At 64.9% G+C, this 11,599-nt stretch carries 10 protein-coding genes; 2 read left to right on the top strand and 8 right to left on the bottom strand.

All coding sequences use genetic code 11. The features are described from left to right. Window positions 1–45 precede the first annotated feature (45 nt). From urtA to E8F12_RS24980, 3 genes are all read right to left on the bottom strand, one after another. Window positions 46–1,311 carry an urea ABC transporter substrate-binding protein gene (gene urtA / locus E8F12_RS24990; protein WP_280327902.1) on the bottom strand — a complete coding sequence of 422 codons (1,266 nt, stop codon included), beginning with the start codon at window positions 1,309–1,311 and terminating at the stop codon, window positions 46–48. An 84-nt stretch (window positions 1,312–1,395) separates the two neighbouring features. Further along, window positions 1,396–1,605: a hypothetical protein gene (locus E8F12_RS24985; protein ID WP_280327901.1), complete on the bottom strand. Its 210-nt coding sequence runs from the start codon at window positions 1,603–1,605 to the stop codon at window positions 1,396–1,398. A gap of 138 nt (window positions 1,606–1,743) precedes the next feature. After that, window positions 1,744–2,340 carry a MarC family protein gene (locus tag E8F12_RS24980; protein ID WP_280327900.1) on the bottom strand — a complete coding sequence of 199 codons (597 nt, stop codon included), beginning with the start codon at window positions 2,338–2,340 and terminating at the stop codon, window positions 1,744–1,746. Between the two features lie 149 nt (window positions 2,341–2,489). Between E8F12_RS24980 and E8F12_RS24975 the strand changes: the two genes are divergently transcribed. Both E8F12_RS24975 and E8F12_RS24970 read left to right on the top strand, forming a co-directional pair. Further along, window positions 2,490–2,759, top strand: a complete 270-nt coding sequence (locus E8F12_RS24975) for a MoaD/ThiS family protein (protein WP_280292563.1) — start codon at window positions 2,490–2,492, stop codon at window positions 2,757–2,759. A 20-nt stretch (window positions 2,760–2,779) separates the two neighbouring features. Further along, window positions 2,780–3,859: an exo-alpha-sialidase gene (locus E8F12_RS24970; RefSeq protein WP_280327899.1), complete on the top strand. Its 1,080-nt coding sequence runs from the start codon at window positions 2,780–2,782 to the stop codon at window positions 3,857–3,859. A gap of 203 nt (window positions 3,860–4,062) precedes the next feature. Here E8F12_RS24970 and E8F12_RS24965 read toward each other — a convergent pair whose 3' ends face one another. The 5 genes from E8F12_RS24965 to dusB form a co-directional block, all read right to left on the bottom strand. Beyond that, window positions 4,063–6,840 carry a hybrid sensor histidine kinase/response regulator gene (locus tag E8F12_RS24965; protein WP_280327898.1) on the bottom strand — a complete coding sequence of 926 codons (2,778 nt, stop codon included), beginning with the start codon at window positions 6,838–6,840 and terminating at the stop codon, window positions 4,063–4,065. Window positions 6,841–6,951: 111 nt separating this feature from the next. After that, the gene (gene purD, locus E8F12_RS24960) at window positions 6,952–8,241 is read right to left on the bottom strand and encodes a phosphoribosylamine--glycine ligase (RefSeq protein ID WP_280327897.1); all 1,290 of its coding nucleotides are present in this window, start codon (window positions 8,239–8,241) and stop codon (window positions 6,952–6,954) included. A 219-nt stretch (window positions 8,242–8,460) separates the two neighbouring features. Beyond that, the gene (gene purH / locus E8F12_RS24955) at window positions 8,461–10,068 is read right to left on the bottom strand and encodes a bifunctional phosphoribosylaminoimidazolecarboxamide formyltransferase/IMP cyclohydrolase (protein WP_280327896.1); all 1,608 of its coding nucleotides are present in this window, start codon (window positions 10,066–10,068) and stop codon (window positions 8,461–8,463) included. 90 nt (window positions 10,069–10,158) lie between these two features. After that, the gene (fis, locus tag E8F12_RS24950; RefSeq protein ID WP_028630726.1) at window positions 10,159–10,479 is read right to left on the bottom strand and encodes a DNA-binding transcriptional regulator Fis; all 321 of its coding nucleotides are present in this window, start codon (window positions 10,477–10,479) and stop codon (window positions 10,159–10,161) included. Further along, a complete protein-coding gene (gene dusB, locus E8F12_RS24945) occupies window positions 10,476–11,471 on the bottom strand; it encodes a tRNA dihydrouridine synthase DusB (protein ID WP_280292568.1) in 996 nt (331 codons plus the stop codon). The genes fis and dusB overlap by 4 nt, the downstream gene beginning before the upstream one ends. Window positions 11,472–11,599: the final 128 nt, after the last annotated feature.

The following is an 11,599-nucleotide window of genomic DNA, read 5'->3' as shown; positions in this document are numbered from 1 at the left end:
CAACAGCGCGCCTGCTCGCTCCGCAAGCGGGAGAGGGGAGGTCGGTCAGTTCGACTTCACCGCGTAATCCGGCTTCTTGTCGTTGCCGGGGATGAAGGGGCTCCAGGGCTGGGCGCGCAGCGGCCCTTCGGTCTGCCAGACCACGGAGAACTGACCGTCTTCCTGAATCTCACCGATCATCACCGGCTTGTGCAGGTGGTGGTTGGTCTTGTCCATGGTCAGGGTGTAGCCCGACGGCGCGGCGAAGCTCTGGCCGGCCAGGGCTTCGCGGACCTTGTCGACGTCCGTGGTGCCGGCCTTCTCCACGGCCTGGGCCCACATGTGGATGCCGACGTAGGTGGCTTCCATCGGGTCGTTGGTCACCGCGGTCTGGTAGTTGGGCAGATTCTTGGCCTTGGCGTAGGCCTTCCACTGCTCGACGAACTTGCCGTTCACCGGGTTATCCACCGACTCGAAGTAGTTCCAGGCGGCCAGGTGGCCCACCAGCGGCTTGGTGTCGATGCCGCGCAGTTCCTCCTCGCCCACCGAGAAGGCCACCACCGGTACGTCGGTGGCTTCCAGGCCCTGGTTGGCCAGTTCCTTGTAGAAGGGCACGTTGGAGTCGCCGTTGACGGTGGAGATCACCGCGGTCTTGCCGCCAGCGGAGAACTTCTTGATGTTGGCGACTATGGTCTGGTAATCGCTGTGGCCGAAGGGGGTGTAGACCTCTTCGATGTCCTTGTCGGCCACACCTTTGCTGTGCAGGAAGTTACGCAGGATCTTGTTGGTGGTGCGCGGGTAGACGTAGTCGGTACCCAGCAGGAAGAAGCGCTTGGCGCTGCCGCCGTCTTCGCTCATCAGGTATTCCACCGCCGGGATGGCCTGCTGGTTCGGCGCGGCGCCGGTGTAGAAGACGTTCGGGGAAAGCTCCTCACCCTCGTACTGCACCGGGTAGAAAAGCAGGCCGTCGAGCTCTTCGAACACCGGCAACACGGACTTGCGCGACACCGAGGTCCAGCAGCCGAAGACCACGTCCACCTTGTCCTTGGTCAGCAGCTGGCGGGCTTTCTCGGCGAACAGCGGCCAGTTCGAGGCCGGGTCCACCACCACCGGTTCCAGTTGCTTGCCGTTGACCCCACCCTTGGCGTTGATTTCGTCGATGGTCATCAGCGCCATGTCTTTCAGCGAGGTCTCGGAGATCGCCATGGTGCCGGAGAGGGAGTGCAGGATGCCGACCTTGATGGTCTCGGCCGCCTGGAGGGTCCAGGACATGCCCATGGCGGCGATGGATGCGGAAAGCGTGAAAGCCCTGATCAGGCTGCGACGTTGCATGGGTCGGTCTCCATTCTCACAAGTATTTGAAATAACTGCGTTTATTGGTCTGGTGTGCTGGGCAGTATTCAAAAGTCTTCCACGTCACCCTTGGTCGGACGGCGGCCGTTGCCGCGCGCTGTGCAGCAGGTGCAGGGTGATCTTGCGCAATTCAGGGTTGCTGACTTCGAGGTAGGTCCTCAGCAATTGCTGTGCCTTTTTGACCGGATGGATGGAAAAGTGCGGTAGCAGCGCGGGGCGAACCAGGGCTTGGCGCGTATAAACGCCCACGCGGTCGGCGACCTGGGCATTCACCGAGGGGCAGGAACGGAGGTGGGGGCGGTAGGTTGGCGGCGCTCTGGTTGAGCGTCTTGCGCACTATCCAGGTGCGCAAGACCCGCTGCAGTGCCGGGTGGTGCTCTTTGGCGGGGCGGGCGGCGTTGCGTCGGCCCGTCAGGGCACCATGTAGTTCCTCACGCCGGTGAAGATGATCTGCGCGGCGAGTGCGCAGACGAACAGGCCCATCAACCGGCTGACGATCTGCAGGCCCTGGTCGCCGAGGATGCGTTCGATGCGGTCGGAGAGGTAGAGGATGGCGCCCACGGTTGCGCTGGCGATGGCGATGGCGATCAGCGCGGTGAGCTTGTCGTTCCAATGCAAATGGCCCGCGCCCATCACCAGCATGGCGCCGATGGTGCCCGGGCCGACAGTGAGGGGGATGGTCAGCGGCACTATGGTGACGTCTTGCTGCACGTTGTCGGCCTGTACCGCCGGATTGCCCTGGGCCATGCCGAGGGCGGAGATGAAGAGCACGGTGCCGGCGCCGATGCGGAAGGCATCGATGGTGATGCCGAAGACATTGAAGATGGCCTGGCCGAACAGGTAGAGCAGGGCGCTGGCCACCAGGGTGCCGAGGGCGACTTTCCAGGCGAGCTTCTTGCGCTCCTTCACCGTGTGGCCACGGGTCAGGCCGATGAAGCAGGAAAGTACGAAGAAGGGGCTGTAGAGCACCAGCATCTTCAGGTACAGGCTGGAAAGGCTTTCAAGCATGGTGGGGGCATCCGTTCGTCGCTACCAGGACCGCCCGCTCAGTGTAGGTTCTGGCGGCTGCCCTGCCATTGGGCGCACAACTATAACCGTGCCGCGGGGGTCGGCTATACCTTCTTCCACTGGGCGTTTTGCCGCGCAGGGAGCCGTTCATGGCGCATATCAGCTTCACTCCCAACCTGCAGCGTCACCTCGACGTCCCCGAGTTGGACGTCGCGGCCGCTACCGTGGCCGCCGCGCTGGACGCGGCCTTCGTTGCCAATCCGCGCCTGCGCAGCTATCTGCTTGACGACCAGGGGCGCCTGCGCCGGCATGTGGCGATCTTCGTCGACGCCCAGCAAGTGAATGACCGCCGCCGGTTGAGCGATCCGGTGGGGCCGGCCAGCGACATCTTCGTTGTCCAGGCGCTGTCCGGCGGCTGAGTCGGGATAAGGAGAAGGACATGAGCCGATGCATCCATGTAGCGACCCGAAAGGGTTTGCTGCGTTTCGAAGCGCAGGGCGGCAGCTGGCGCCTGGCCCGCCAGGACTTCCTCGGCGAGCCAGTGAGCATGCTGCTGGCCGACCGGCGCGACGGCCACCTCTACGCGGCCCTGCACCTGGGCCACTTCGGACCCAAACTGTGGCGCTCGGCGGACGCGGGCCGCAACTGGGAGGAGCTACCGGCCCCGGCCTTCGCCCAAGCCGCCGAGGGCGAGGACGGGCCGTCGGTGGAGATGATCTGGTGCCTGGAGCCAGGCGGCGTTGATCAGCCCGGGTCGCTCTGGGCCGGCACCATTCCCGGCGGCCTGTTCCGCTCCCGCGACCACGGCAGCTCCTGGGCGCTGGTGGATAGCCTCTGGCAGCGCCCGGAGCGAGCGAATTGGTTCGGCGGCGGCTATGACCAGCCGGGCATTCATTCCATCTGCGTCGATCCGCGCAATAGTCGCCACCTGACCCTGGCCGTGTCCTGCGGCGGCGTCTGGCACAGCGAGGACGAAGGCGCCAGCTGGAACTACCGCACCCGCGGCATGCGTGCCGCCTATATGCCGCCGGAGCGCGCCGAGGAGCCGGACATCCAGGACCCGCACCGGATGGTGGCCTGCCCGGCGGACCCGGAGCGGCTCTGGGTGCAACATCACAACGGCATTTTCGTCAGTTCGGACCGCGGGCTGAACTGGCGTGAAGTGCAGGAGGCCGGGCCGTCCACCTTCGGCTTCGCCGTGGCGGTGCACCCGGCCGACCCGGACTGCGCCTGGTTCGTACCAGCGGTGAAGGACGAGTGCCGGGTACCGGCGGACCAGCGCCTGCGGGTGACCCGCACCCGCGACGGTGGCCGGAGTTTCGATGTGCTGGAGCAGGGCCTGCCGCAGCAGCTCTGTTATGACCTGGTGTACCGCCATGGGCTGGATGTGGATGCCAGCGGGCAGCGCCTGGTGATGGGCTCCACCACCGGTCATCTGTGGGTGTCGGAGGACCAGGGCGATAGCTGGAGCCTGGCGGCCGGATATCTACCGCCGATCTTTGCGGTGAGGTGGGGGTAGGGCAGGCCTGCGGCCTGAACAGCGAATGAATTCGCCCCTGCAGGAAAGGCACCAAGTCCCGGCTGGCACGGTCAGCCCCCTCTCCCGCTGGCGGGAGAGGGTTGGGGAGAGGGCTGTTGGGTTTGGCAAGGAATTGAAAGGCAGGCCTGTGGCCTGCTTTTGCGATTGAAATCGCTTCCATAAGTAGCTGCCAGCGGGCGCCGTCAGCTATGCATCGCGTGCTGTTCGCGCAGTTCCTTCTCGGCCACCCAGTACTCGATCAGTTCGCGCAGTTGCGAGAGTTCCACCGGCTTGGCCATGTGGCCGTCCATGCCGGCGAGGCGGGCGCGTTCCTTGTGTTCGCTGAGGATATGGGCGGTGAGGGCGACCACCGGGGTGCGCGGGCGTTGTTCGATGTTCTCCCAGTTGCGCAGCATCTCGGTGGCGGTGAAGCCGTCCAGAACCGGCATCTCGCAGTCCATCAGCACCAGGTCGTAATGCTGGTTCTTCATGGCGCTCAGGGCTTCCTCGCCGTTGCTGGCGGTGTCCGGCTCGAGGTTGAGCTTGCTCAGCATGCCGCGGATGACCTTGGTGGAAATGCTGTTGTCCTCGGCCACCAGGATGCGGAAGTCGCTGGGCACGTGCAGCGGCTCGCTGACCTGGGAGCCCGGCAGCGAAATGGAGCCGCCCATCCTGCGCTGGTTCAGCTCGTCGGCCAGGGTGGTCTTCAGGGTGTAGCCGGCCACCGGTTTGGCGAGGATGCGCTTGATGCCGGCGTTGCGGGCGATGATCTTGCTCGGCGCGTTGCTGATGCCGGTGAGCATGATGATCAGGATGTCGTGGTTGAGGCTGGGGTCTTCCTTGATCTTGGCCGCCAGCTGCATGCCGGTCATGCCGGGCATGTCCTGGTCCAGCAGGACCACGTCGAAGTACTCGCGCAGGTGCGCCTTGGTCCGCAAAAGGGCCAGTGCTTCCTTGCCGGAGGGCACCGCGCTGACCTGCAGGCCCCAGGCGCCGCACTGCTGCACCAGCACCTTGCGGCAGGTGTCGTTGTCGTCCACCACCAGCAGGCGCGCGCCTTCCAGTGGGCTGTCGAGGTCGGCGACGGGGCGTTCGAGGTACTGGCTGTCCAGCGGCAGGGTCAGCCAGAGGGTGCTGCCCTGGCCGGAACCGCTCTGGATGCCGAAGTCGCCGTTCATCAGGCGTACCAACTGGCGGGCGATGATCAGGCCGAGGCGGCCGCCGACCTTGCTGGCGGTGAGGAAGTCGCGGCTCTGCAGCTCGGCGTTGAGCAGGGCGTCGCGCTCGCCGGCCTCCAGGGGCCGGCCACTGTCCTGCACGGCTACGCGCAGGCGCGGTGCGCTGGTGCTGTTGTCCAGGGCGACCACCAGGAGGATTTCGCCTTCGTCGGTCTGCTTGAAGGCATTGTCCAGCAAGCTCAGGAGTATCTGCCGCAGGCGCGTGGGGTCGCCGCCAACCACGCGTGGCACCTGTGGCTGCATGAAGCTGATGAGTTCGACCCGCTGCTGCTCGGCCTTGGCACGGAAGATGTCGAGGCAGTCGTCGATCATGGCGTTGAGGTCGAACTGCACGTCGTCCAGCTCGATCTGGCCGGATTCCAGCCTGGAGATGTCGAGGATCTCGTTGATCAGGGTGAGCAGCTCGTTGCCGGAGCTGTGGATGGTCTGCACGTAGTCGCGCTGCTTGGCCGACAGCGGCGTGCCGAGGAGCAGTTCGGTCATGCCCAGCACGCCGTTCATCGGGGTGCGGATCTCGTGGCTGATCTTGGCGAGGAATTCGCCCTTGGCCTTGAGTTCGGCGGAGCTGGCGGCCAGTTCACGGCTGACGCTGAAGGCTTCGTACTGGATGCGCCGCTGGCGCTCGCTCAGGGCCATGCTGAGGAACACGCCGCTGACGGTGGAGACTGCCAGCAGAACATAGGCCAGCCAGTCGGATTGCAGGCGCCAGTAGCCGAACAGGGCTGGCAGGGCAGCCAGAATGGCGACACTGAACAGTCCAAGGGCGAGGCTGAACAGGCGCGCCGGGCGGTAGCCGTGCTGCCAGTGATGGACGGACACGGTGAACATGCTGACGCTGGCGATGGCCGCGAGCACGTAGACCAACTGGTTGAACTGCAGCTCGGTGACGATCAGCAGCAGGGCACCGGTAAGGCTGATGAGCACAATCTCGCCGATCAGCATGCCGGTCAGCGGCGTGCTCGGACAGACCTTGTGGAAGAAGCTGGTGGTGAAGGCCAGGGCGCAGAGCATCGCCAGCAGCATGGCGAGGTTGGCGATCTGCGGTTGTGCACTCTGCCATTCGCCAAGCCAGGGCGAGCTGATGCCCAGCAGGCTCAGACCGGTGACGATCAGGCAGGTCTGCGCGGCGGCCAGCCAGAGGCTTACGCCGGCGCGGGAATAGGCATAGCGCATCAGGTTGTAGAAGACCAGCATGACCAGGCCACCCAGCAGCAGGCCGTACAGCAGCGGACGGGTGTCGTCGGCGGCCATCAGCGCCGAGGACTGCAGGGTGATGGTCGGCCGCAGGGCGTGTTCCGAGGCCAGGCGCAGGTAGATGTCCAGGGGCTCCTGCTGGACCGGCAGCGGCAGGAGGAAGTCGCGACTGGGCAGAGGACGCTCGCTGAATGGCAGGCGGCTGCCGGTGCGGGTGTGGGCCACCAGTTCTTCGCCCTTGAGGACGTAGAGGTCGAGATAGGCCAGGTAGGGGGCGAAGATGCGCAGCAGCTGCTCGTGCTGGCTCGGCGGAAGTTGGTAGTGCAACCAGAGGGCACTGCCGCTGCCGGGGGTGTAGAGCTGGTCGAGGTCGGCTGGGGTGAACTGGGAAAGGGCCTGCTGGGTCCGCACTTCCTCCAGCTGGAGGTTGGCGCTGGGATCGAGCAGCATGCGCCACTGCCGCTCCTCGGCCGCCTGGGCGGGCAGCAGATACAGCATGGCCAGCAGCAGGCTGGCGATCATTCCTGTGGCAATCCTGAGCCGGGGCACAGTCGAGGTCCCTTCGTGGGTGAGTGGCCGGATTATAGCCAAGCCCCTATCGCGCGGAATATAACCATGGCGGCCACCGGGCCGCCAGGGTCTTGGCCATTTACCCGATCTTTACCCTTCGCCGCGTTCGCGGGCGATGGCTCGGTAGCCGATGTCCTTGCGATAGAAGCAGCCGTTCCAGCGGATCTTCTCCGCCAGACGGTAGGCCTGTTGCTGAGCGTCGGACACGCTGCGGCCGATGGCAGTGGCGCAGAGCACCCGGCCGCCGGCGGTGACGATCTGGCCGTCCTTCAGGGCGGTACCGGCGTGGAACACCTTGCCGTCGAGGGCCGCGGCGTCGGCCAGGCCTTCGATGACGTCACCCTTGGCGTAGTCGCCCGGGTAGCCGCCGGCAGCCAGCACTACGCCCACGGTGGGGCGCGGGTCCCAGGTGGCTTCGACCTTGTCCAGGGCCTTGGCCAGGGCGGCCTCCACCAGTAGGACCAGGGAAGACTCCAGGCGCACCATGATCGGTTGGGTTTCCGGGTCGCCAAAGCGGCAGTTGAACTCGATGACCTTGGGCGCGCCGCTCTTGTCGATCATCAGGCCGGCGTAGAGGAAACCAGTGTAGACATTGCCTTCCTCGGCCATGCCGCGCACGGTTGGGTAGATCACTTCGTCCATTACCCGCTGGTGCACATCGGGGGTGACCACCGGGGCCGGCGAGTAGGCACCCATGCCGCCGGTGTTCGGGCCGGTATCGGCGTCGCCGACGCGTTTGTGGTCCTGGCTGGTCGCCATGGGCAGCACGTTCTGGCCGTCGACCATGACGATGAAGCTGGCTTCCTCGCCGTCGAGGAACTCCTCGATCACCACACGCGAACCGGCGTCACCGAAGGCATTGCCGGCGAGCATGTCGCGCACGGCCTCTTCGGCTTCGGCGAGGGTCATGGCGACGATTACGCCCTTGCCCGCGGCCAGGCCGTCGGCCTTGATCACGATGGGCGCACCCTTCTCGCGCAGGTAGGCCAGGGCCGGCTCGACTTCGGTGAAGTTCTGGTAGTCGGCGGTGGGGATCTTGTGGCGGGCGAGGAAGTCCTTGGTGAAGGCCTTGGAGCCTTCCAGCTGGGCCGCGCCTGCGGTGGGGCCGAAGATGGCGAGATTACGGCGGCGGAACAGGTCGACCACGCCTTTCACCAGCGGCGCTTCCGGGCCGACTATGGTGAGCTGCACGTTCTTCTCGGCGAAGTCGGCCAATTGCTCCAGGGCCAGCACGTCGATGGCGACGTTCTCGCACTTGGCTTCGGTGGCGGTGCCGGCGTTGCCCGGGGCGACGAAGACCTTCGCTACGCGCGGGTCCTGGGCGACCTTCCAGGCCAGGGCGTGTTCGCGACCGCCGCTGCCGATGATGAGTACGTTCATTGAGTTCTCCTTCAGGAGGCGGGCCCGCGGCCCGAATGGTGGATAAGAAAAGCGTTATCCACCCTACAAAAGCGTTTATGCACGAAAGTCGAGGTCGCGATCGGGCCGGTAGATGCAAGGCGCCCGGACCTTCACCCAGCGGAGTTGCCTTCTGGCAATGAGCATGGGGGAAGGGCCGGGCAACGCCGCAGATGCCTGTCCGAGTGCGGCCGTATCCGCTTAGTGGCGGAAGTGGCGCATGCCGGTGAAGACCATGGCAATACCGGCTTCGTCGGCCGCGGCGATCACTTCGTTGTCACGCATGGAGCCGCCCGGCTGGATCACGGCGGTGATGCCGGCCTTGGCCGCATTGTCGATGCCGTCGCGGAAGGGGAAGAAGGCATCGGAGGCCATCACTGCGCCTTTCACTTCAAGACCTGCATGCTCGGCCTTGATGGCGGCGATGCGGGCGGAGTTGACGCGGCTCATCTGGCCGGCGCCGACGCCGACGGTCTGGCGGTTCTTGGCGTAGACGATGGCGTTGGACTTGACGAACTTGGCCACTTTCCAGGCGAAGATCAGGTCGTGGACTTCCTGCTCGCTGGGCGCGCGCTGGGTGACGATCTTCAGGTCTTCCGCCTTGATCATGCCGATGTCGCGGCTCTGTACCAGCAGACCACCGTTGACGCGCTTGAAGTCCCAGCCCGGGGCACGGTCGGCCGGCCACTCGCCGCACTCGAGGAGGCGGACGTTGGCTTTGGCGGCGACTACGGCGCGGGCGTCGGCGGAGATTTTCGGGGCGATGATCACTTCGACGAACTGGCGCTCGACGATGGCCTTGGCGGTTTCGCCGTCCAGCTCGCGGTTGAAGGCGATGATGCCGCCGAATGCGGATTCGGTGTCGGTGGCGTAGGCCAGGTCGTAGGCCTTGCGGATGCCGCCTTCGTTCTCAGGCACTACAGCCACGCCGCAGGGGTTGGCGTGCTTGACGATGACGCAGGCCGGCTTGACGAAGCTTTTCACGCACTCGAGTGCGGCGTCGGTGTCGGCTACGTTGTTGAAGGAGAGTTCCTTGCCCTGTAGCTGCACAGCGGTGGAAACGCTGGCCTCGCCCTTTTTCGGTTCGACGTAGAAGGCCGCGCTCTGGTGCGGGTTCTCGCCGTAGCGCATTTCCTGGGCCTTGATGAACTGGCTGTTGAAGGTGCGCGGGAAAGCGCCGCGGCCTTCAGTGGACAGGGTGTCGCGAGCCTGGTCGATAGTGCCCAGGTAGTTGGCGATCATGCCGTCGTAGGCGGAGGTGTGCTCGAACGCCTTGAGGGCCAGGTCGAAACGCTGGGCGTAGGTCAGGCCACCGGCCTTGAGGCCTTCCAGGACGCTGGCGTAGTCGCTGGCGTTGACCACGATGGCGACGTCCTTGTGGTTCTTCGCCGCGGAACGGACCATGGTCGGGCCGCCGATATCGATGTTCTCGATGGCGGTCGGCAGGTCGCAGTCAGGCTTGGCGACCGTGGCTTCGAAGGGGTAGAGGTTGACTGCGACCAGGTCGATCGGCTTGATGCCGTGCTGCTCCATCACCGCGCCGTCGAGATCGCGACGACCGAGGATGCCGCCGTGGATCTTCGGGTGCAGGGTCTTCACTCGGCCGTCCATCATTTCCGGGAAGCCGGTGTAGTCGGCGACTTCCACCGCAGCGATGGCGTTGTCCTTGAGCAGCTTGTAGGTGCCGCCGGTGGAGAGGATCTCCACGCCGAGGGCAGCCAGTTCACGGGCGAACTCGACGATGCCGGTCTTGTCGGAAACGCTGATCAGGGCACGGCGAACGGGAAGGCGAAGGGTTTGGTCGGTCATAACGATTCCAGAAAGGCTACAGGCTACAGGCTGCAGACCCAGGGCAGGCGCGGCTTGCCTGCCGCATGTTGCCCCTAGTCCGCGGCCGCTTTAAAGGAGGTCGTACTGCTTGAGCTTCTTGCGCAGAGTGCCGCGGTTGAGGCCGAGCATCTCGGAAGCCTTGGTCTGGTTACCCTTGACGTAGTTCATCACGGATTCCAGGAGCGGCGCTTCCACTTCGGAAAGCACCAGGTTGTACACGTCCGTGACGGCGGCGCCCTCAAGATGGGCGAAGTAGTTGTGCAGTGCCTTTTCGACACTGCCGCGCAGGGTCTGACCCTCTGCGGTAGGCGCCGTCAGGTGCTGTTTCAGGTTGGCGTTGTCGCTCACGGGTGTTGCCCCATCAAAAAAATTCTCGGTCATCGTCGTCATGCGGCCTTTTCCCCTTCGTTGTGACGTTCGACGAAAAACTCCCGAACGTTGGCGCACTGCGCGTCCGTGGACTCCAAACGATTGAACTTGGCGCGAAACTCCCTGGCGCCGGGCAGGGTCGCCAGATACCAGCCGACATGCTTGCGGGCGATGCGAACGCCCATCTCATCGCCATAGAAGGCGTGCAGTGCGGCAAGGTGCTCCAGCAGTATCCGTTCCACTTCGATCAATCCCGGCGCCGGCAGCAATTCTCCGGTCGCCAGGTAATGCGCGATCTCGCGGAAGATCCAGGGTCGCCCCTGGGCCGCTCGACCGATCAACAGGGCATCGACGCCGGTGGCATCGAGGACCTGTCTGGCTTTCTGTGGCGAATCGATATCGCCATTGGCGAAGACCGGAATCGACACCGCCTGCTTGATCGCCGCGATGGTGTCGTACTCGGCTTCGCCGGTGTACAGGTCGGCGCGGGTCCGGCCATGCACGGCCAGGGCCTGGATGCCGGCCTGTTCGGCGATCTTCGCCACCGTGATGCCGTTCCTGTTCGATCTGTCCCAACCGGTGCGGATCTTCAGGGTAACCGGCACGTCGACGGCCTTGACCACGGCGTCGAGGATCTCGGCCACCAGGGCCTCGTCCTTCATCAGCGCCGAGCCGGCGGCCTTGTTGCAGACCTTTTTCGCCGGGCAGCCCATGTTGATATCGATGATCTGGGCACCGAGTTCGACATTGGCCCTGGCCGCTTCCGCCAGCATCTCCGGATCACCACCGGCTATCTGGACGGAGCGGGGCTCCGGGTCCCCCTCGTGGAGCAGGCGCAGCCGCGACTTGCGGCTGTTCCACAGGCGCACGTCGCTGGTGACCATTTCCGATACCACCATGCCGGCGCCAAGGCGACGGCACAGCAGGCGAAACGGTCTGTCGGTCACACCCGCCATGGGGGCGAGTATCACCGGATTGGGCAAGGCATAAGGGCCAATGCTTACCGCCGACATAGGTCTTCCCTGTTGTGGGGCCTGCACAGATGAGTTCTGGGGGAGTTCGAAAAAGGGTGGGCATAATACCCGCTCTGGATGACTGGATAAAGGCTGTTTTGAACAAATTCTGAACAGCCCGGCTCTTA

Source organism: Pseudomonas sp. BN102 (assembly GCF_029871245.1).
Classification (GTDB): domain Bacteria; phylum Pseudomonadota; class Gammaproteobacteria; order Pseudomonadales; family Pseudomonadaceae; genus Metapseudomonas.
This window is presented reverse-complemented; position numbering and strand designations above follow the sequence as displayed.